Annotated in this window: 18 protein-coding genes and 1 tRNA gene; 11 read left to right on the top strand and 8 right to left on the bottom strand. The window is 45.0% G+C overall.

Annotation, left to right across the window (positions count from 1 at the left end; genetic code table 11):
* Position 1: 1 nt before the first annotated feature.
* The 4 genes from holA to GVO63_RS09020 all read right to left on the bottom strand — a co-directional run bounded on the left by holA (position 2) and on the right by GVO63_RS09020 (position 5,108).
* Positions 2-1,030, bottom strand: a complete 1,029-nt coding sequence (holA, locus tag GVO63_RS09035) for a DNA polymerase III subunit delta (RefSeq protein WP_159494791.1) — start codon at positions 1,028-1,030, stop codon at positions 2-4.
* A 15-nt stretch (positions 1,031-1,045) separates the two neighbouring features.
* Positions 1,046-1,582, bottom strand: coding sequence for an LPS assembly lipoprotein LptE (gene lptE, locus GVO63_RS09030; RefSeq protein WP_159579252.1), 537 nt, complete (start codon positions 1,580-1,582; stop codon positions 1,046-1,048).
* 11 nt (positions 1,583-1,593) lie between these two features.
* Complete coding sequence (gene leuS / locus GVO63_RS09025; protein ID WP_159579250.1) at positions 1,594-4,197, bottom strand: leucine--tRNA ligase; 2,604 nt, start codon at positions 4,195-4,197, stop codon at positions 1,594-1,596.
* Positions 4,198-4,517: 320 nt separating this feature from the next.
* Positions 4,518-5,108, bottom strand: a complete 591-nt coding sequence (locus tag GVO63_RS09020; protein ID WP_236552101.1) for a hypothetical protein — start codon at positions 5,106-5,108, stop codon at positions 4,518-4,520.
* A gap of 258 nt (positions 5,109-5,366) precedes the next feature.
* Here GVO63_RS09020 and GVO63_RS09015 point away from each other — a divergent pair, with 258 nt between their 5' ends.
* Positions 5,367-7,763 (top strand): Lon protease family protein, encoded by a 2,397-nt coding sequence (locus tag GVO63_RS09015; RefSeq protein WP_159579248.1) that lies wholly within the window; start codon positions 5,367-5,369, stop codon positions 7,761-7,763.
* Between the two features lie 27 nt (positions 7,764-7,790).
* On the top strand, positions 7,791-8,174 hold the full coding sequence (locus GVO63_RS09010; protein WP_159579296.1) for a GGDEF domain-containing protein: 384 nt from the start codon (positions 7,791-7,793) through the stop codon (positions 8,172-8,174).
* A gap of 109 nt (positions 8,175-8,283) precedes the next feature.
* Here the strand turns inward: GVO63_RS09010 and GVO63_RS09005 are convergent, their stop codons facing one another.
* Together GVO63_RS09005 and yhbY are read right to left on the bottom strand one after the other, a co-directional pair.
* Positions 8,284-9,060 carry a 3-hydroxyacyl-CoA dehydrogenase gene (locus tag GVO63_RS09005; protein ID WP_159579246.1) on the bottom strand — a complete coding sequence of 259 codons (777 nt, stop codon included), beginning with the start codon at positions 9,058-9,060 and terminating at the stop codon, positions 8,284-8,286.
* A gap of 104 nt (positions 9,061-9,164) precedes the next feature.
* Positions 9,165-9,458 carry a ribosome assembly RNA-binding protein YhbY gene (gene yhbY, locus GVO63_RS09000; RefSeq protein WP_159494797.1) on the bottom strand — a complete coding sequence of 98 codons (294 nt, stop codon included), beginning with the start codon at positions 9,456-9,458 and terminating at the stop codon, positions 9,165-9,167.
* Between the two features lie 95 nt (positions 9,459-9,553).
* Between yhbY and rlmE the strand changes: the two genes are divergently transcribed.
* From rlmE to GVO63_RS08955, 9 genes are all read left to right on the top strand, one after another.
* Complete coding sequence (rlmE, locus tag GVO63_RS08995) at positions 9,554-10,183, top strand: 23S rRNA (uridine(2552)-2'-O)-methyltransferase RlmE (RefSeq protein ID WP_159579244.1); 630 nt, start codon at positions 9,554-9,556, stop codon at positions 10,181-10,183.
* Between the two features lie 101 nt (positions 10,184-10,284).
* Entirely contained in the window at positions 10,285-12,231 is a 1,947-nt protein-coding gene (ftsH, locus tag GVO63_RS08990; RefSeq protein WP_159494799.1) for an ATP-dependent zinc metalloprotease FtsH, read from the top strand.
* A 186-nt stretch (positions 12,232-12,417) separates the two neighbouring features.
* Positions 12,418-13,242 (top strand): dihydropteroate synthase, encoded by an 825-nt coding sequence (gene folP, locus GVO63_RS08985; protein ID WP_159579242.1) that lies wholly within the window; start codon positions 12,418-12,420, stop codon positions 13,240-13,242.
* Between the two features lie 9 nt (positions 13,243-13,251).
* On the top strand, positions 13,252-14,595 hold the full coding sequence (gene glmM, locus GVO63_RS08980; protein ID WP_159579240.1) for a phosphoglucosamine mutase: 1,344 nt from the start codon (positions 13,252-13,254) through the stop codon (positions 14,593-14,595).
* Positions 14,596-14,691: 96 nt separating this feature from the next.
* On the top strand, positions 14,692-15,435 hold the full coding sequence (gene tpiA / locus GVO63_RS08975) for a triose-phosphate isomerase (protein WP_159579238.1): 744 nt from the start codon (positions 14,692-14,694) through the stop codon (positions 15,433-15,435).
* A gap of 10 nt (positions 15,436-15,445) precedes the next feature.
* Positions 15,446-15,859, top strand: coding sequence for a preprotein translocase subunit SecG (gene secG / locus GVO63_RS08970; RefSeq protein ID WP_159579236.1), 414 nt, complete (start codon positions 15,446-15,448; stop codon positions 15,857-15,859).
* A 9-nt stretch (positions 15,860-15,868) separates the two neighbouring features.
* A tRNA-Leu gene (locus tag GVO63_RS08965) sits at positions 15,869-15,954 on the top strand.
* A gap of 226 nt (positions 15,955-16,180) precedes the next feature.
* Positions 16,181-18,475: a bifunctional diguanylate cyclase/phosphodiesterase gene (locus GVO63_RS08960; protein WP_159579234.1), complete on the top strand. Its 2,295-nt coding sequence runs from the start codon at positions 16,181-16,183 to the stop codon at positions 18,473-18,475.
* 212 nt (positions 18,476-18,687) lie between these two features.
* Positions 18,688-18,846: a YqaE/Pmp3 family membrane protein gene (locus GVO63_RS08955; protein WP_014949371.1), complete on the top strand. Its 159-nt coding sequence runs from the start codon at positions 18,688-18,690 to the stop codon at positions 18,844-18,846.
* Positions 18,847-18,967: 121 nt separating this feature from the next.
* Here the strand turns inward: GVO63_RS08955 and GVO63_RS08950 are convergent, their stop codons facing one another.
* Positions 18,968-19,423 (bottom strand): hemerythrin domain-containing protein, encoded by a 456-nt coding sequence (locus GVO63_RS08950; RefSeq protein WP_159494805.1) that lies wholly within the window; start codon positions 19,421-19,423, stop codon positions 18,968-18,970.
* A 245-nt stretch (positions 19,424-19,668) separates the two neighbouring features.
* Positions 19,669-21,012 (bottom strand): NADP-specific glutamate dehydrogenase, encoded by a 1,344-nt coding sequence (gdhA, locus tag GVO63_RS08945; protein ID WP_159579232.1) that lies wholly within the window; start codon positions 21,010-21,012, stop codon positions 19,669-19,671.
* Between the last annotated feature and the right edge of the window lie 6 nt (positions 21,013-21,018).

Genomic DNA, 21,018 nt, shown 5'->3' with positions numbered 1-21,018 from the left:
TTTATGCTTGAAGTAGTGGAATACTGCGTAAGTCCATTCCCATGAACATCATACACAGATGGCACATTTCTACATAGGGTCGCGCAACAACATTTTGCTTAAACGCATGGTCTGACTGGGTAAGCGCCTTTTGAATATCTTCTAATTGAGCAAGACTAAGCCGGTTCAACGCGCTTTGATAAAACCCTTGGCGGTTTCGCCATATTCCGAACTTTTGCCATTGAATGGGAGCGCCACTTTGCTCCGCAAGTTTTAATTTCCACAACTGCTCCCACTCTCGGATAAGCGCCCAAATGATAATGTTGGGTTCTAGGCCTTCACTCTCTAACCGGTAAAGCATCTTCACACAGCGAGTACTGTCGCCGCTAAGCATAACGTCAACTAGTTGGAACACGTTAAACCGTGATTGGTCAACCATGGCCTGTTCGATTTGTTCGTCTGTAATTGACTGATTGGGGTAGAGCAGGGCAAGCTTGTCAATTTCTTGCTTCGCAGCAAGCATGTTGCCTTCGCAGAAGTCAGCAATCATCTTTGCGCCAGAGGCGGAAACAGATAGCTGATGAGCGTTTAATTGTTGATTAAGCCACGAGTTCAGCTGTTTACCTTCCAACGGGTAACACAATACCGACGCGCCCATGTCATCAAGCACTTTGAACCACTTGCCGCGCTGCACGTCTTTGCCGATTTTTGGGCCGTGTACCAGCAACAAAATGTCGGGGTTTAATGATGCAGCGACTTCTTGCAGCATTTTGCTGCCTTCAGTACCCGGCTTCCCGGTGGGTAACTCTAATTCGATGAACTGTTGGCTCGAGAAAAGCGACATGCTTTGGGTGGCTTCGATCAGCTGATTCCAGTTAAACCCAGTTTCAGCAACAAGCACAGTTCGCTCTTCAAAACCATTGGCTTTGGCTTTCGCGCGGATTTGCTCAATTACGTCAAATTTTTGCTGAGGTTCGTCTCCAAACACAAGATAGCAGGGGCGAAGCGCCTTTTGGATGTCTTGCCTGAATTGGTTTGGATAAATCTGCATGAAGAATTCTGTCGCCTACTGACTCACGGATGCTGACGCACTTTGCGCTGCGGATGCCTGACTAGAAAGCCGCCTAATCATTATATCTGCCGCCTCATCGCGCATTTCACTGAGCATCAAATCAAGCTCACGGGACTTTGCCAACACTTGATCTGGGTCATCTTGATAGTCACGTACCACTTCAAATTGCACCATTATCGCTTCTTTACCAGGAAACTGGACGCGATATCGAACAACGTAAATAAGTTCGTACTCAGCAACCTGACCTGAAGGATAAACAGAAAGCAACTGTCGCTCTAATTTCTCTGGTAGCAGATAAATGCTCACGTTTTGGTTAGAAGGGTTGGTCTGATCTACGCCAACACTGGTTAAGCCGTAAACGTTTAAGCGTTTATCGAGCGCACGCGCTAAAGGCGCGTGGGCTCGAGCACTTTCAATGGCAACCGTGTTGATGTCATCGGGAAGGCTAGGGCTACTTCTTAAATGAAAGCCACAGCCTGCTACCAAAAGGGTACCCAACACGGCGACTGCAAATTGTAAGTGCTTCTTCATCACTTCCTGACCTAGTTAGCTACAATGTTTACAAGCTTACCCGGAACAACAATCACTTTACGAATAGTTTTACCTTCGATGAATTGCTGAACGTTTGGCTGCTCTTTTGCAGACGTTTCAATGCTTTCTTTGCTTGCATCGGCAGCAATTGTCATTTTAGCGCGAACCTTACCGTTAACCTGAACTATGATAAGTTTCTCGTCTTCAACCAATGCGGCTTTATCAGCTTTTGGCCAAGGCGCCAAATCGATATCTTCGCTGTGACCTAGCACCTTCCAAAGTTCGTGAGCGATGTGCGGCGTAATTGGGTTAAGAAGCAACAAGATAGACTCACAGGCTTCCCGCATAATGGCAATGTCCTGATCGTTTTCTTGTGGCGCCCTTTGAAGGTGGTTTAGCAATTCCATTACCGCAGCAATCGCAGTGTTAAAGGTTTGACGACGACCTAAGTCATCAGACACCTTTTCAATGGTCTTGTGTACTTCACGGCGAAGAGCCTGTTGGTCTTTCGACAGCGCTTCAACGTTAATGGCTTCCGGCGTGCCTTTTTCGACGTGCTCAGTCACCAATTTCCAGATGCGACGTAAGAAACGGTTTGCACCCTCAACACCAGAATCTACCCATTCAAGGGTTTGCTCAGGTGGCGCAGCAAACATGGTAAATAGACGCACAGTATCGGCACCGTATTGGTCGATAACTTCTTGCGGGTCGATACCGTTATTCTTCGACTTAGACATTTTGGTCATGCCGCCATGAATTACTTCTTCACCGTCAGCGGTTAGCCAAGCTTTAACAATACGGCCTTTCTCGTCTTTCTCAGTGCTTACTTCAGTAGGCGAGAACCAGGTTTTTTTACCAGAGGCATCTTCGCGGTAGTAAGAATCGGCAAGCACCATACCCTGACATAGCAAACGCTTGAATGGCTCGTCAGATTCAACAAGACCTTCATCACGCAACAATTTGTGGAAGAAACGTGAATAAAGTAAGTGCAAGATCGCGTGCTCGATACCACCGATATATTGGTCTACCGGCAACCAGTAGTTGGCAGAAGTCGGATCAAGCATGGCGTCATTGTTCGTTGCGCTTGAATAGCGCGCATAGTACCACGACGATTCCATAAACGTGTCGAAGGTGTCGGTTTCACGCAAAGCCGGTTGACCATTAAACGTGGTTTTAGCCCATTCAGGGTCGGCTTTAATTGGCGAGGTTACGCCATTCATCTCTACGTCTTCTGGCAATACAACCGGGAGCTGGTCGGCTGGAACTGGAACCGATTCACCGTTTTCCAAATTCAACATTGGGATAGGCGCGCCCCAGTAGCGCTGACGGCTTACACCCCAATCACGTAGACGATAGTTAACTTTTCGCTTACCACAGCCTTTGCGTTCAAGTTCATCAGCAATGCCATTAAATGCAGCATCAAACTCAAGACCATTGAATGTTTCTGAGTTGATCAAGCTGCCTTTTTCAGTAAAGGCAGAGGCAGAAAGGTCGCATTTGTCCTCATCACCCGGTTTCGGTGCAATGACCTGCTTAATGGGTAGGTCATATTTAGTCGCAAATTCCCAATCCCGTTGGTCGTGACCGGGAACAGCCATTACCGCGCCTGAACCATAATCCATCAATACAAAGTTGGCGACCCAAATTGGCAGCTTTTCACCTGTTAGTGGGTGAATAACTTCAAAGCCGGTAGCGAAACCTTTCTTTTCCATGGTTGCCAATTCAGCTTCTGCAACCTTAGTGTTTTTACAATCTTCGATAAAGGCCGCTAAATCAGGGTTTGACGTTGCTGCGAATTCGGCAAGCGGGTGCTGCGCTGCTACCGCAACATATGTCACCCCGTAGAATGTGTCTGGACGCGTGGTATAAACCGTTAAATCCGCAATGTCGTTAACTGCTGTCGCTAAATCAAACGTGATTTCGACACCTTCAGAACGGCCAATCCAGTTAGCCTGCATGGCGCGAACCTGATCTGGCCACTCTTCAAGCTGGTCCAAATCTCGCAGCAGTTCTTCAGCGTAGTCAGTGATTTTGATAAACCATTGTGGAATTTCTTTTTGCTCTACAAGCGCACCCGAACGCCATCCGCGACCGTCGATCACCTGCTCGTTAGCCAAAACAGTTTGGTCTACAGGGTCCCAGTTCACGGTAGAATTTTTCTTATACACAAGTCCTTTTTCGAAAAGGCGTGTGAAGAACCACTGTTCCCAGCGATAGTAATCTGATTTACATGTGGTTACTTCGCGGTCCCAATCGTAACCAAAACCCAACGAGCGAAGCTGGTTTTTCATGTAATCAATATTTGAGTACGTCCACTTTGCCGGTGCAGTGTTGTTGTTAATCGCCGCGTTTTCTGCCGGTAGACCGAAAGCATCCCATCCCATGGGCTGCAGTACATTTTTACCCTGCATGCGCTGGAAACGGCTGATAACGTCACCAATCGTGTAGTTGCGCACATGACCCATGTGAAGTCGACCACTTGGATAGGGGAACATAGACAGACAGTAGAATTTTTCTTTTTCTACGTCGTCGTTTGCTTTGAAAGATTGGTTCTCTTCCCAGTATTGTTGAACACGTTGTTCAATGTCTTTCGGATTGTACTGATTATCGGCCATGAAACTTAGGCTTCCGCATTAAAAGTTAAAACGTTTATGGGTGGGTATGATGCGCATTTTTTGCATATTTGCCACTTTGCCGCGCATGGGACGTTCCCACTTAACATACATATAGCCCAATAGAATAACCCAGCGTTAAGCCATGCCTCAATAGCTTAACACTGAACTCGTCGATATTTATTGCTGCTTGCATGAAAAGTGAGCGTTAATAGGGCAGTTTTCCTAATCTAAAAGTGTTCAACTTCCCAGTCTGATGCTCTTCCCGCGTGAAGTGTTGTTTTTTAATAAAAGCGCATAGCTTTGATGATGTAATTTGCCCTTTAGTTTTTGTCGCTAAATGCAATGAGCGCGTTAAGTTGTTGCGCTTGGACCTTATCGACTACGTTGACTAAATTAACCGCCTCTTCGTTCGACGCTTTTTTGCCATTGAAGTGGATGTTGCCAGAAGCATGGTAGGTAAGGGTAACTTTGGTCTTTGGTACACGCTTGTCATTTTCTTTATCGGCTGAAGGGGGCGCTGTTTCAATATCGCTAAATTCCCAGATGAGTGCGCCCGTAACCCCCATTTCTTGAAGGGGGCCTAAGCCACCAATCATAACCACTTTCTTATTGGGTTCAACATAGCTTACTCGCATATGAACTGCGCTCGCGGTGTCGGTGGATTCACAGAAACAGCCGCCTGCTTGCTCATCGATGCGTAGGGCACCTTCCCACCACGTATGGTCTTTCGGCCACCACATGTCTACATGCTGAATAAAGTGAGAGTACACCACTTCGATAGACGCCTGGCTTTCACTGTTATTCGTAATAGAAAACCCCGAGTTGTCTGCATAGTTTACGTCAGCAATACTGGTTGATGAGTATGCTGTGGCAAAAAGACACGTAAATAGAAGGGTTGGGCAAGTCTTCAATTTTATTCTCACTCTTTTTTGGGTTTTGCGATCGTATTTTTACGAACCGCTTCGCTATTATGTTTCAAATGTAGTGTACCTCAATGACAAATACTCGTGGTAGAGAGTGAGAGGTTAAACACAAAAATTGCTATATGTACCACAAAGGTGGTTGTTTGTTGTGCAATTAATAAGACAAAGCTGTGTTATTGAGGATAAGCGTTTGACACTAATGTTAATTAGGGTTTCACTTAAGTAAAGAAACGAAGATAGAACAACATGTCTGTAGACAGTAAATTATATGCGTTAGATGTAGACGCCCTTTCACCTACCATCAATCGCCGAGCGATAAACAGTGCCTTAAAAGATGAGGAAGCGCTTAAAGCAACCTTTATTGGGCAGGAGCGCGCGCGTGAGGCGTTGACATTTGGATTGGGCATTAACACCAAAGGCTACAACCTTTACGTGATGGGTGAGCCTGCTACTGGGCGCTTCACGTTGGTGAAAGATTACATTGAACGCCAGGTTGCTCAGCTTCCTGCGCCCGATGATTGCTGTTACATCAACAACTTCGATGAAGAGCGAGAGCCCGTTGCACTAAAATTTCCTCCCGGCGGAGGAAAAGCATTCCACAAGGATATGGCAGCGCTCATCGACGATGTTTTAGACTCTTTGCCGATTGCTTTTGACAATCCTGGATATCAGCGCCGCCGCGCTTCTATATCTAGAGAGTTTGAGCAAAAGTATGATGCCGCTATCGACGCAGTAGAGCGTTACGCACAAGCTAACGATGTAGCACTCTATGAAGAGGGGGGGGCGATTACGTTTTCGCCTATCGTTGACGGTAAGCCAATCAGTGATACTGAGTTTGCATCGTTGACTGACGAGCAACGGGAAGGGTTTTACGCTCTTATCGACGAGTTAGAAAACAGATTGAGCGAAAGCTTGTTAAGCCTGCCTGCATGGAAACGCGAAAATTCGGAGCGTTTGCGAGAGCTTGACAAAAAGACCGCTGAGCATGGGATTAAGCCGCTGCTCAAAGTGCTTGAGCATAAATATGCGTCTGAGTTTGGGGTGATGAAGTATCTCAAACAGCTTAAAACCGCTTTGGTAAATGCCATTTTGGTGATTCATAGCGAAGAGCAAAAAGAAGAAAAAAGCGATGACTTCGACAAAAAGATATTCTTAGAAGAGCAGTTTCTTCCTAATGTATTAGTATCGAACAAACTTGATGATGCGGCTCCTGTGATCTACGAGCCAAACCCAACTTATCAGAACTTGTTTGGTAAAATTGAGTACACCAACATACATGGTAGTGTGTTCACTAACTATCGAATGATACAACCCGGGGCGCTTCACCGCGCAAATGGCGGTTATCTTTTGTTGGATGTCGATCAACTAATTGAACAGCCTTTTGTGTGGGACACCCTCAAACTTGCTATTAAGTCGCAACGCCTGCGTATGGACTTGCCCCAGCAAGACGTGGGAATGGTAAATAATATTACGCTAAACCCGCAGCCAATTGATTTAAATGTGAAAATCGTGTTACTCGGCTCTCGTGACTTGTATTACACGCTACAAGATTATGATGATGAGTTCGACGAACTGTTCAGAGTGCTGGTGGATTTCGACTTGGAAATTCCCGTTACGCGACAAGCGCTTTTTGATTTTGTGGGCAAAGTACGTGCGCATCTTATACAGCTAGGACTCAAAGGTATAACCGCCAATGCTATGTGCAGGCTGGTAGAATACTCGCTGAGAATGGCCGAACACAAAGAGAAACTTTCTGCGCATTTTGCTGAAGTTATTGAACTGGTAAATGAAGCCTTTTATTTCTGTCAGAAATCTAATGCTGACACTTTAGAGCTTGATCATTTAAAGACAGCATTGAGTGCTAAGAAACGTCGTACCGGTCGAGTAAGTCAAACCCTTTTAAACGATATTAAAGAAGGGCACGTGCTTATTGCCACTGAAGGCAAAGCGGTGGGTAAAGTTAACGGGTTGACGGTACTTGATATTGGCGACACCGCCTTTGGTACGCCCGCACGCATTACCTCTACTGTATTTGCTGGGGCAAGCGGTGTTGTTGACATAGAGCGAGAAGTAGAGCTTGGTCAGCCTATTCACTCGAAAGGCGTCATGCTACTTAACGGGTATTTGGGTAACAAGTATGCTCAGCATTTCCCGTTAACGCTCTCAGCGAATATTGCGCTAGAGCAGTCGTACGGGCATATCGACGGTGACAGTGCGTCTCTTGGTGAACTGGTTGCCCTCATTTCAGCGCTTACTGAGATTCCTTGTCTACAAACCTTGGCGATAACAGGCTCAATAAACCAGTATGGTGAAGTGCAAGCCGTTGGCGGGGTGAACGAGAAGATAGAAGGCTTTTTCGACTTGTGTCAACATCGTGGCCTAACCGGTACACAGGGCGTGATTATTCCTAAATCGAATGCGATTAATTTGGTACTGGATGCGACAGTAATCGACGCTGTGAAAAAAGGGCTTTTCCATATATATACGGTTGAAACCGTTGACGACGCTCTCACTATCTTGATGGAACAGGAAGCGGGTAAGATCAGTAGTAAAGGGCGCTATCCCAAAAACTCTATTAACTACCACGCTGTCAATCGTTTATACAATATTGCGTTAATTGTGAACGGCGGGGAAGGTGAGTAAAATAAATGTTAACCTTTTTTTGAAAATATCAACGACTCCTTTGGGCACGAAGTAGGCGATAGAGTACTCATCAAACTATCAAAGGTTATCCTTGAGCATGTGCGCGAGACAGACGTCGTAGCGAGGTGGGGAGGAGAAGAGTTTTTGATCGTGCTCTACAACGCAACGATTGAATCCATTAAGTGTTTTAGTGAAAGACTGCATAGCGCAATTAGCACAATTTTACTGCCCTATGATAAGCCGATAGCGGTGAGTATAGGTGGAGCGGTGCTAGATCAGAATGGGTTAGCGCATTCTGATGTGATTGCCTCTCAACTGTTAAAAGCGGATGAGGCGCTGTATTCTGCAAAGGAAAATCAAAAAGGGCACACACGGATAATTGACGAGTCTGGCGAGTTTCTCGTTCTCTGAAACGCTGCAGCAAATTGCTTCGTCTGTGAGCGTAGAATCAAAGCATCGATTCAACAATACAATAATTAAAAAGGGAGCGATTAGCTCCCTTAACTACAAAATCTTGCGATTATTTAGGTGGCATGCGTAATCCACCATCTAACCGAATTGTTTCACCGTTTAAATAACGGTTGTTGGCCATATGAATGACCAACTGTGCAAACTCTTCTGGCAGGCCAAGACGTTTTGGGAATTGAACGTTAGCCGAAAGCGCATCCTGCACTTTTTCAGGCATGGCAAGTAACATAGGCGTTCCCATTACGCCTGGTGCAATGGTATTAACACGAATGCCTAATGGCGCTAAATCTCGTGCCATAGGAAGTGTCAGTCCGATAATACCACCTTTACTCGCTGCATAAGCGGTTTGTCCAATTTGCCCCTCGTATCCGGCAACTGATGCAGTATTAACGATAAGGCCACGTTCACCTTCATCATTCAAAGGCGGTTGTTTCGCCATAGCGGCAGCAACTAAGCGAGACACGTTAAAGCTGCCCACTAAATTGATGTCTATGGTTTTCTGGAAATCACCCAACGGCGCTGGGTTGCCTTCTTTATCGAGCAGACGCTTTGCAGGGGCAATCCCAGCACAGTTAACGACTAAGTAGATAGGGCCAAATTTAGCGGTTGTCGCGTCAATAGCGGCCTGAACCGATGCTTCATCGCGAACATCCACTTTAGTGAAAAGCGTGTTGTCTTTACCTAACTCACTAACGCGCTCTGCGCCAACTTCCTCGTTAAGGTCGAAAAGACTGACGTTGGCGCCCGCTTCACGAAGCGCTATCGCTGTCGCATGGCCAAGTCCGGAGCATCCACCAGTGACAATAGCAGTAAGATTTTTTAACGTCATAGATTTCCCTTAAATCCTGTTTTTTCACTAATATTAATGTGATGTTAACGAGAAGTAAGAAGAAAAACTACGGTGCCGAGCGAGGATCGGCACCTTATGGACAGTTATTTTGGCAACTGAATTTTACAGTCTTCACTTTGACGGTAAATAATTAGCGTATGGCCGATTACCTGAAGCTTTACTGCATTGGTTTCACGAACAATGGCGTCCATGATGAGCGCTTTTTCTTCACGATCATCAGTTGGCACCTTAACTTTAATTAATTCGTGGTGATTTAGAGCATTGTCAATTTCTGCAACCACCCCTTCAGTAAGGCCGTTTGCGCCTAGCTGCACTACGGGTTTTAACGGGTGTGCTAGGCCTTTAAGAAATTGTTTCTGTTTGTTTGAAAGTTTCATGTATTAATAATTCTTACAATTAATCTGTTAGTTTATGCTTGAAATAACGTATTCTAACGCCATCTTCTCTACAATCCTAATGACATTGTATTGGAATGACAAAAAAGAAACACTCCGCCAGCAGTAAACGCTGGCTCACAGAACACGTTAACGACCATTATGTGCAAAAAGCGCAGAAGGAAGGTTGGCGATCGCGAGCTATCTATAAATTGGAAGAAATCCATAAAAAAGATAAGCTTATTAAACCAGGAATGACACTTGTAGACCTCGGCGCGGCGCCCGGTGGCTGGTCACAATTGGCCGCACAGCTTGTCGGCGAAAATGGTCAAGTTATTGCGTGCGATATTTTGCCCATGGATCCAATAGTTGGAGTCGATTTTCTACAAGGTGATTTTAGAGAGGACGCGGTTCTTGACGCACTATTGAACAGAATCGGTGGGAACACCGTAGATATAGTGTTGTCTGATATGGCACCGAACCTTGCAGGTAATGCAGCTGTTGACCAGTCGCGCTCTATGTACCTTTGTGAATTAGCGCTCGATATGTGTCATCAAGTTTTAAAGCCTGGTGGTTCCTTTGTTATAAAGGTGTTCCAAGGCGAAGGATTTGTGGAGTTCATGAACGCACTCAAACAATCTTTCACCACTATTAAGACACGTAAACCCGACTCGTCCAGATCGCGTTCTCGTGAGGTGTATTTGGTGGCTTGTGGGTATAAAGTGTAGTACGCTTTGGCTTAAGCGGTTTTCGTTGCGGGTTGTGTCGTTTATTCAATAAACAACTTGTTGAATATACACGCAACTCGGGTTTATAGAGGTTAGTAGCATTGAGCGATATGGCAAAAAATTTAATCTTATGGTTAGTCATCGCCGTTGTTTTAATGTCGGTTTTCCAGAGCTTTTCACCGAGTGAATCGTCTCGTTCGCAAACTGACTATACAACGTTTTTGAGAGAAGCAGAGCAGGGAAATATTCGTGAAGTTCGCATTAATAATAGTGGCGAAATTCGCGGTACTAAGCGTTCAGGCGAAACTTTCCAAACTTTCGTACCTTACTTCGACGACAAGTTAGTCTCTGACTTAGTTAAGAACGATGTAAGGGTTTATGGCGAACCACCAGAAGAACAATCTCTTCTTACTTCAATCTTTATCTCATGGTTCCCCATGCTTCTACTTATTGGTGTATGGATTTTCTTCATGCGTCAAATGCAGGGTGGCGGCGGCCGTGGCGCTATGTCTTTCGGAAAAAGCAAAGCACGCTTATTGGGTGAAGACCAAATCAAGACGACATTTGCTGACGTGGCGGGCTGTGACGAAGCAAAAGAAGATGTATCTGAATTGGTAGACTTCTTACGCGACCCATCTAAGTTCCAAAAGCTAGGCGGTAAAATTCCGAAGGGCGTATTGATGGTAGGTCCTCCTGGTACGGGTAAAACGTTGCTTGCAAAAGCCATCGCGGGCGAAGCAAAAGTACCGTTCTTCACCATATCAGGTTCTGACTTCGTTGAAATGTTTGTAGGTGTTGGCGCATCCCGTGTGCGTGACATGTTCGAACAAGCGAAAAAAGCAGCGCCGTGTATCATCTTCATCGATGAGATTGATGCAGTGGGCCGTCAACGTGGCGCCGGTTTAGGCGGTGGTCACGACGAACGTGAGCAAACCCTCAACCAGATGCTTGTTGAAATGGACGGCTTTGAAGGTCATGAAGGTATCATCGTTATTGCGGCAACTAACCGCCCTGACGTACTAGATCCTGCGTTGCTTCGTCCAGGCCGTTTTGACCGCCAGGTTGTTGTTGGTCTGCCAGATATTCGCGGTCGTGAACAAATTCTTAAGGTTCACATTCGTAAAGTGCCAGTAGCTGATAACGTAGAACCGTCAGTTATTGCTCGCGGTACACCAGGCTTCTCAGGTGCTGATCTGGCCAACCTCGTAAACGAAGCTGCATTATTCGCTGCTCGCGGCAATAAGCGCCTTGTTTCGATGGAAGAGTTTGAGAAAGCGAAAGACAAAATCATGATGGGCTCTGAGCGTAAGTCAATGGTAATGTCTGAATCTGAAAAAGAGATGACGGCTTATCATGAAGCGGGCCATGCTATTGTTGGCCGCTTGGTGCCAGAGCACGATCCTGTTTACAAAGTGTCGATTATTCCGCGCGGTAGAGCGTTGGGTGTGACAATGTACTTGCCTGAACAGGACCGTGTGAGCCATTCTAAACAGCATCTAGAAAGCATGATTTCTAGCTTGTTTGGTGGACGAATTGCTGAAGCAATTATTTACGGTGACGACAAAGTAACAACGGGCGCGTCTAACGACATCGAACGTGCTACTGAAATTGCACGCAAGATGGTGACACAGTGGGGCTTGTCGAGCAAAATGGGCCCGATGCTCTATGCTGAAGACGAAGGTGAAGTGTTCTTGGGCAAATCGATGTCGAAGGCGACAAATATGTCTGACGACACAGCACGAGCAATTGATGCCGAAATCAAGTCACTGATCGACCGCAACTATGAGCGCGCTCAGAAAATTCTTGAAGAAAACATCGATATATTGCATTCGATGAAGGATGCGTTGATGAAGTACGAGACCATTGATGCCAAGCAAATCGATGATCTGATGAATCGCACTGACGTTCGTCCTCCTGCCGATTGGGATGACAGCAAACCGTCTGGTGGTGACAAGCCGAGTGGTGGTGCCCCAGTTCGTGAGGGCGAAATTAAGAACGACGGTGTAGATAAGCCGTCTGTCGGCAAGCCGGGCGATATCCCGAGCTAAGCGCATAGCCTGATTTAAAAAACGCCAGTAAACCTGGCGTTTTTTTTATTGCAGCGCAGCGATTTAAATTCAAAAAATTTAGTTAGTGTAAAGTCTCACTATACTGCTCAATTTTAAAAATCGAGTAAGGTACATATCAGTACGCTCTAACGCTTTAAATAAGTAAAACGATAACGCAGGTAACTCATGCAGTTTGGTAACCAATTTATTGATCTTTCACAGCCCCATGTGATGGGTATTTTAAATGTCACGCCGGATTCTTTTTCCGATGGAGGAAAGCATGCAGATGTAAATCAGGCACTCGAACATGCTCTGCGGATGGTGGACGAAGGTGCGAGCTTTATTGACATTGGTGGCGAATCTACGCGGCCTGGAGCGCCTGAAGTCTCATTACAGGAAGAGTTAGATCGCACAATACCGGTTATAGAGGCGGTAGCAAAGAGGGCGAAATGCGTTATTTCAATTGATACCAGTAAAGCTGATGTTATGCGAGAAGCAGTAAACGCAGGTGCAGCTTTAATAAATGATGTTCGAGCCTTACAAGAGCCTGGTGCGTTAGATGCAGCAACTAAAGCTGGCGTGCCTGTATGTCTTATGCATATGCAAGGTCAACCACGCACAATGCAAAACAACCCTCACTATAACAATGTGGTCGAAGATGTTGCGCAGTTTTTGTTAGAAAGGGCAGCAGTATGTGAAGCGTCAGGCATTTCAAAAGGAAAGATACTGTTCGACCCAGGATATGGTTTTGGGAAGTCACTAGAACACAACTTTGCGTTGGTGAAGTATTTACCTGAACTGATGGCCCTTGGTTATCCTGTACTGGTTGGCATGTCACGTAAATCCATGATTGGCAATTTACTCAACAGAAAAGTGGATGAGCGCTTGGCGGGAAGCATAAGCCTCGCTACAATTGTCGCACAAATGGGCGCACAGATTATTCGGGTTCACGACGTGAGAGAAACAGCAGATGCTGTCAACATTGTGAAAATGCTGAATACAATAAAATAAGGAATAATAATGACTCAGCGCAAGTATTTTGGAACAGATGGCATTCGCGGAAAGGTGGGTGAGAGTAATATTAACCCTGAATTTGTTATCAAGTTAGGATGGGCTGCTGGTAAAGTCTTGGCGGGTCGTGGCACCAACAAAGTACTTATAGGCAAAGACACGCGTATTTCAGGCTATATGCTTGAGTCTTCGCTTGAGGCAGGTTTGTCTGCGGCTGGCATCGATATCGGTTTACTTGGCCCAATGCCTACGCCAGCAATCGCTTATCTGACTAAAACGTTTCGTTCTGAAGCGGGTATTGTGATTAGTGCGTCGCACAACCCCTTTTACGATAACGGTATTAAGTTTTTCTCTGCGCAAGGGTTTAAACTTGACGATGACATTGAACTAGCCATTGAGCATATGCTAGAGCAACCAATGACGTGCGTAGCTTCAGACAAGCTAGGAAAGGCAACCAGAATCAATGATGCAGCAGGCCGTTACATTGAATTTTGTAAAGGAACGTTCCCCTCTGAGCTGTCGCTTACCGGTTTGAAAATTGTTGTCGACTGTGCACACGGTGCAACCTATCACATTGCGCCTAATGTCCTGCGTGAACTCGGGGCTACAGTCATCGAACTTGGAACTGCGCCGAATGGGTTAAATATCAACGACGGTGTTGGTGCTACTTCCATGAATGCAATTGTTGAAAAAGTGAAGGAAGTGGGTGCAGACCTTGGCTTCGCGTTGGACGGCGATGGCGACCGATTAATGATGGTCGACCACCTCGGTAATGTGCTTGATGGCGATCAAATTGTCTATATTATTGCGCGCGACGCGCTGAAAAATGGCAAAATGCAGGGTGGGGTTGTTGGTACATTAATGAGTAACCTTGGTCTGGAAAACGCATTGTCTAAGTTGGGTGTTCCTTTTGCACGAAGTAACGTAGGCGACAGATATGTGATGGAGCTATTGCAGCAGAAAGGCTGGTCTATTGGTGGCGAGAACTCCGGGCACGTGCTGAACTTGAACATGAGTTCAACTGGCGACGGCATTGTCGCTGGCTTACAAGTGTTGGCCGCGATGCTGCGTTCTCACATGGACCTGCACGATTTAGCAAGTGGTTTTGACATGTACCCACAAACCTTAATCAATGTTCGCTATGCTAACCAAGATGTTGAATATCTTGCACACAGTGATGTGCAAGACGCGAAAAAAGAAGCCGAGGCAGCGTTAGGAAAAACGGGGAGAGTGCTGTTACGAAAAAGCGGTACCGAACCACTCATTCGTGTAATGGTTGAGTCTAATGATGAAGGCCAATCGCATAAATGGGCAGAGCATATCGCTGAAACTGTTCGTAAACTCGCCAATTAGTTGGCATAGCAGGAAATTTTGCTTTTTGTGCTTGTATCTTTTTAATTAAATAGTTAATATCACGCCCGCTTTGAAGACAGGGCTAAGGTCTACGTTGTGAGTGATAATCTAAGAAAGCCTCTTGTGGCTGGTAATTGGAAAATGAACGGTAATTTGGCGCTTGTCGCTGAATTTAACCATGCGTTAGCAAGCTTAAATGTTAATGCTGAGGTCGTAGTTTGCGCACCTTCTTCGCTGTTACATGGGTTTGAAACGGGTTCATTTTCGATCGGCGCTCAAAACGTAAGTCACCTTGATAATGGTGCACATACCGGTGAATTATCGGTTGACCTACTCAAAGAAGCGGGCTGTGGCTATGCGATTGTTGGGCACTCAGAAAGACGCGAAGACCAAAACGAGTCGAGCGAACTTGTAGCCCTTAAGGCAAAAAAATGTGTTTCTGCTGGTATCGTTCCTATCATTTGCGTGGGCGAGCCTCTCGAGGTAAGAGAAGCAGATAGCGTTGAAGCATTCGTAAGCAAGCAGTTAGCCGCGCTTGTCGATACGTTGTCGGTTGATGAGCTGAGCAAAACAGTAATTGCCTATGAGCCAATTTGGGCGATAGGAACTGGGAAAACGGCTAGCCCAGAACAAGCGCAAGACGTGCATGAATTTATTCGCAGCTACTTTTCAAAAGTTGATGCGCAGCTGGCTCAGGGCCTTCGTATTTTGTACGGTGGTAGTGTGAAGCCGGATAACGCCGAAACATTGTTTGCTCAGAAAGATGTAGACGGTGGCTTAATCGGCGGGGCCAGTTTAAAAGCTGAAGATTTTATTTCAATTTGCCAAGCGGCAAACTGACGAGGTATTTATGATTTACGAAGTGCTTTTAGTAGCATACCTAATTGTTGCCCTTTTATTGATTGGATTTGTTTTAATCCAGCAAGGTAAAGGTGCGGATATGGGCGCTTCATTCGGTTCAGGTGGTTCAAATACCGTGTTTGGTTCATCAGGTTCTGGTAACTTTATGACGCGTACCACAGGCATTTTAGCTGGACTATTTTTTGTTATCAGCTTAACGTTAGGCGCAATTACTGCGAATCGTGAAAGTGCAGATGACGAGTGGAACAATTTAGACGTTCCAGCTGCCGTAGATCAGCAAGTTGAGCGTCCAGCGGATCAGGATGTACCTGTAGTTGAGAATGCAGCGGGTAGCGATGTACCAGCAGCTGTTGTCGAAGGTACAGATGTACCAGCGTCAGATGAAGGCGAAGGTTCAAATTAAACAAGTTTTGCGGAAGTGGTGGAATTGGTAGACACGCCATCTTGAGGGGGTGGTGAGCATTGCTCGTGCGGGTTCAAGTCCCGCTTTCCGCACCAATTAGTTGAAAAGCCAGCATTATGCTGGCTTTTTTGCTTTAACGGTTGGAGATATTTTGAGACCAAGGGTCTTTTTAATAAATTCTGCATTCAATTGTAACAATGCGTTAAATTCTAAAATATACAGCGTGTTAACCCTGTTCCTCGCTCTCTTCTTCGGCTATTCTTTCACTCTGCGGTTGTACGCGCCGCCACTTAATCACAGACACCATCACGGGGCACCCTAGTGCAAAAAACACTGAGTCAGAGTTTATTTCAAACCTTGTTTATAGGAATTGTAATAGCATCACTTCTGATAGTTGGCGCTGTTTGGCGGTCAGCCAGTTCGCTTGTTGTGCAAAATATTGACCATGATGTTTCTCTTGCTGAAAAAGTATTCGATAAGGTGGTTGCCGATAGGCAAACTGTCATTTTAAGTGTTTCTAAGGTGTTATCTCGGTCTTTTGATTTTAGACGTGCGGTTGGAACCAAAAACATCCCCTCTATTGAAGCGGCATTTAGCAGTTATGCAGAGAGACTCAATACTGACATAATTGCATTAGTAAGCTTGGATCATAAAGTTCTCGCTTCACATAGTGCGTTGTTTGAGGTCGGCCAACATCTTGAAAGTAGCGTGGCATTAGCGGCGAATCAGCGTGATAGCGGCTTGTTTGTGGTAAATGATTATCTAGTCCAGCTCAGTCTGATTCGCGTAGAAATTCCCACTCTCAGATATTACATGATAATAGGCATTGAGTTCGACGATGCGCTTTTACATGAGTTAAAGCAACTTGTTGATGCTGAAATTATTATTTCGAAAACTGGTTCAAATGAAATTCTCACAACAACCCTCAATCCTAACGATGCGCAGGAAATTTTAAATGCTGAGCAAGACCCATCGTGGTTTGATGTTACGTTTAAAAATGAGCTGACGTACTTTACTCGCCAAGTAAACATAGGGGCGACGGATAGACTTCCAGTGACGATTACTTTGGCGGTTGATACGACTTCCGCATTCAAGGCTTTTTCCAGAATTCAGATTACTATTCTAGCGTTTTGTCTAGTGGCAATATTTATCGCGCTAGCGTTTTCTTTAATGTTGGCTCGAAATGTAACCAGGCCTGTTTCTAACCTAGTGAAAGCGGTAAATAGAGTAGCGTCGGGCTCTTATGGTGCGACATTAAATGAGCCGTCAAAACTACGAGAAATTGCTGAACTGGCTAATGCAGTTGATAGCATGCAAGCAAATATAAAAAACCGTGAGTTAGATATTCGCTATCAAGCTGAACATGATGTGCTTACCGGGCTTTTCAATCGCAATTACGTCGAGGGATATTTTGAGTCTGAGTTAGAAGCGGGGCGAACATTACAGGTAGTGGCTATCACTGTTATTGGCTTTAGAACCATAAATGATCTGTACGGATATTCTAACGGTGATAATACGTTAAAGGCTCTTGCATACAGGTTGCAGCGCTGGCCCGGCATTTCGGCGCGACTCGCTGGCGGAGAGGTGCTTTACATCTCACATGAGCCTCTCAATGATGACCAGCTTGAAACGCTAAAGCATATACTAGAGCAACCCGTTGAAAGTAATTTAATTGCAATACCGGTTAAGGTCGCAATGGCAGTGATCGAATGCCCGCAAGATGCGTTTACCTCAGAAGAATTGTTTAGAAAGATGAATATCGTTACCGATGAAGCCATTCATAGCGATAACTGGTGTGTACGATATCGTGCTGAGCTAGAGGATAAGTATAATCGTAGGTTAGCGATAACCACGGAGCTTAAGCGCGCGCTAGTGAGTCAGCAAAATGAACTCTCTATGGTGTATCAGCCTAAAATTGACCTGGTAACGATGAAAGTATGCAGTATGGAAGCGCTGATACGGTGGAACAGCAGCGTACTAGGTTTTGTACCTCCGGATGAGTTTATCACTATTGCTGAACAAGCGGGATTGATCGAGCAGGTGACGTCATGGGTAATGAAACAAACCATTTCAGATTTGGCCTATTTTCGTGAAAAAGGCTATGGATTTACTGTAGCCATGAACCTGTCTACTCAAGATATCCAGAACAAAGTGCTGTTGAGCAACTTAGTGTCGCTTCTTACAGAGAAAGGGCTCTCTCCCGATGCACTCGAACTTGAAATCACGGAAAGTGATTTAGTTGCCGATGCATCATTAGCAATTGAAAATCTGAACGAGTTAACCGCGCGTGGCTTCCATTTTGCTATTGATGATTTTGGTACGGGTTATTCTTCCCTCGCATATTTAAAGAATTTGCCGGTGAAAACCATCAAAATTGACAAAAGCTTTATTCTTTCTCTCGCGACTGATGAAAACGACCAGCAAATTGTCCATACCGTTCTTAGCCTTGCCGCAGTCTTTAATTTAAAAGTGGTCGCTGAAGGGGTGGAAGATGTCGTCTCACTGAATATCCTAAAAGATTGGGGGTGCGACGTTGCGCAAGGATATTATATAAGTCGCCCTCTTAACCGTGGTACTTTAGAGGAATGGCTACAAAATACGCCTTTCGGAGAATAGCTATTTCATTAGATAATATTTATTGTTTCTTTGAGTTTATTAAATAGCAATACTCGCTGTCTCGAGATTGCACTGTAAATGCAAGATGGCACCGTAAATGCACGTACATACGGTGAAGCGTGTAAGGCCCTCTTTGGGAACGTTTATCACGACAAGACGTGAGATTTTTACCCATTGAGATGTGAAATTACTTCAATAACAAGGAATTTATTATGGATATTATTCGTATACTACTGTCAATTTTGTTACCACCACTGGGCGTATTTCTACAAGTAGGTATTGGCGCACACTTTTGGATAAATATTCTATTGACTATTTTGGGCTATTTCCCGGGCGTTATTCACGCTGTTTATATTATTGCTAAAAAGTAGGTCAGTACAAAGCGTTTACAGTAATAGAACGTTTTACTACAAAAATAAGCCAGCTAAGTAAGCTGGCTTTTTATTGGTTGTAGCGCAATTGAAATTTGTTTGCCCGCAAATCTCCATGACATTACACCGTTAGTTTCTCGGCCTTCAGTTCTTTATTCATCTCTTCTCGATATTCGTTGGCTAGTTTAGTTTTTTGACTGTCATTCAGTACATTTCCCGCAACTTGAAAAAACTCTTGTTCCTCATCGGCTAGGTGATGTTCAACTTTTTCTTGTAAGTTCTTCAAGTGACGCAACCACGCGGGCGAACTCATATCTGTATCATCAAGTTTAGCGAGAAGTTCATCAATTTCGTGGTGCTCTGCTATTCCATGACGAGTGAGATCGACAGTGGCGTCTTTTTCTAAAAGGTGGGTGTAGAAATGTCGTTCTTCCGCTATTGCATGACTTTCAAGCTGTGTTTTAAGCTCTTGATAGTATTCTCTTCTCGCTGCCGTATTACCGCTCGTTTCTGCAAGAATTTTTAATAGAAGACGTTGTTTCTCGTGATCTTGGCGAAGTGCTTCGAAAATTTTCATGGATATTTCCCTAGATAGTTAATTACTAACTGAAGTAATGCTATTTTTATTCCATGAATTATTCGTTCGTTAGATTATGATTTTTATCAATTTTTTTGTTCTGATTAGGCGGTGACGTGATACTTAACCCGTTGCGAGCGAAAATTTTACACAAAATTTGCCTATAAATTCACGTCGTCGGGCAGTAAGCAAAGCCGATAAAATCACATAGCAAGCAAGGTGAAATCATCGGCTAAATTAGTAAGCTAAACGCCTTGCGCAACCATTGCATCGGCGAGACGACGAAACGACGCTATGTTTGCTCCCTTCATATAGTTTACGAAGCCGCTCTCTATTTTTCCTTCAGAGACGCAGCGTTCGTGAATATTCGCCATAATGGTGTAGAGTTGCTCGTCTAATACACTGGCTTCGCGTTGGTTAAACATGGCATTTTGTCCCATTTCTAAACCCGATAGGGCAACGCCACCGGCGTTAGATGCTTTTCCAGGCACATAGGTAATCTTTTCATCTATAAACATCGCTTGCGCTTTGTTTGTGCATGGCATATTCGCGCCTTCTAGCACCATGCGGCATCCGTTGTTCAGCAATGTACGTGCATCTTTTTCTCCCAGTTCATTTTGCGTTGCACAGGGGAGGGCGATATCACATTCGATGTGCCAAGGCGTCTTATTTTCTTCCCAGGTTCCCATGTCATCTTTCGCCATTTCTTCAAGTATGTTACCGCTAGATGAACGGTTCTCAATTGCCCATTTAATCGCTGTGTCGGTCAGCCCGGAAGCGTTGTAAAGCAATCCACGACTGTTTGACAGCGTTACCACTTTGCCTCCTTTTTCTACGGCTTTTAGTGCAGCATGGAGTGCTACGTTGCCCGCGCCCGACACAACAATTGTTTTACCGTCAATCTGTGTGTTTTGGTGTTGACACACGGCCTGTAAAAAATAGATGAGCCCGAACCCCGTTGCTTCGGTGCGCACGTAGCTTCCCCCGAACTCTAATCCTTTACCGGTCAATACGCCTTCAAATCTATTATTTAAACGTCGATATTCACCATACAGATAGCCGATCTCTCTTGCCCCGACGTTAATGTCGCCGGCGGGAACGTCGGTATTAGCGCCTATATGCCTCTGTAATTCGCGCATGAAGGATTGACAGAACAGCATAATGTCTCGGTCTGAACGACCTTTAGGGTCAAAGTCAGAACCGCCTTTACCTCCTCCCATAGGGAGGCCGGTCAGTGCATTCTTAAAGCACTGCTCAAACGCTAAAAACTTTAACACGGAGAGGTTTACGGTTGGGTGAAAACGCAATCCACCCTTGTAAGGCCCCATTGCAGAATTATGTTGAACACGCCATCCTTGGTTAACCTCAATTTCACCGCTGCTGTTCATCCATGAAACAGTAAAATAAATAATTCGCTCAGGTAAGCATAGCCGCCTAACGATATCGAAGGCTTTGTAATCACTATTGGCGTTATAGATAGGGATAATGTCTTCAAGTACTTCATGTACGGCTTGAAGGTACTCACTTTCATTTTCAAATTTTTCGTTGAGAAATGAGTATATCTCGTCGAAATTGCTTTGTTGTGCCATTTACTA

It is taken from the genome of Alteromonas sp. KUL106 (assembly GCF_009811415.1).
GTDB lineage: Bacteria > Pseudomonadota > Gammaproteobacteria > Enterobacterales > Alteromonadaceae > Alteromonas.
The sequence above is the reverse complement of the archived record's forward strand: the minus strand, read 5'-3'. Positions and strand labels throughout refer to the sequence as shown.

Bases quoted from the DNA above. Each gene is read 5' to 3' on its own strand.
- holA (WP_159494791.1), bottom strand. From the start codon at position 1,030: ATGCAGATTTATCCAAACCAATTCAGGCAAGACATCCAAAAGGCGCTT.
- lptE (WP_159579252.1), bottom strand. From the start codon at position 1,582: ATGAAGAAGCACTTACAATTTGCAGTCGCCGTGTTGGGTACCCTTTTG.
- leuS (WP_159579250.1), bottom strand. From the start codon at position 4,197: ATGGCCGATAATCAGTACAATCCGAAAGACATTGAACAACGTGTTCAA.
- GVO63_RS09015 (WP_159579248.1), top strand. From the start codon at position 5,367: ATGTCTGTAGACAGTAAATTATATGCGTTAGATGTAGACGCCCTTTCA.
- GVO63_RS09005 (WP_159579246.1), bottom strand. From the start codon at position 9,060: ATGACGTTAAAAAATCTTACTGCTATTGTCACTGGTGGATGCTCCGGA.
- yhbY (WP_159494797.1), bottom strand. From the start codon at position 9,458: ATGAAACTTTCAAACAAACAGAAACAATTTCTTAAAGGCCTAGCACAC.
- rlmE (WP_159579244.1), top strand. From the start codon at position 9,554: ATGACAAAAAAGAAACACTCCGCCAGCAGTAAACGCTGGCTCACAGAA.
- folP (WP_159579242.1), top strand. From the start codon at position 12,418: ATGCAGTTTGGTAACCAATTTATTGATCTTTCACAGCCCCATGTGATG.
- glmM (WP_159579240.1), top strand. From the start codon at position 13,252: ATGACTCAGCGCAAGTATTTTGGAACAGATGGCATTCGCGGAAAGGTG.
- secG (WP_159579236.1), top strand. From the start codon at position 15,446: ATGATTTACGAAGTGCTTTTAGTAGCATACCTAATTGTTGCCCTTTTA.
- GVO63_RS08955 (WP_014949371.1), top strand. From the start codon at position 18,688: ATGGATATTATTCGTATACTACTGTCAATTTTGTTACCACCACTGGGC.
- GVO63_RS08950 (WP_159494805.1), bottom strand. From the start codon at position 19,423: ATGAAAATTTTCGAAGCACTTCGCCAAGATCACGAGAAACAACGTCTT.
- gdhA (WP_159579232.1), bottom strand. From the start codon at position 21,012: ATGGCACAACAAAGCAATTTCGACGAGATATACTCATTTCTCAACGAA.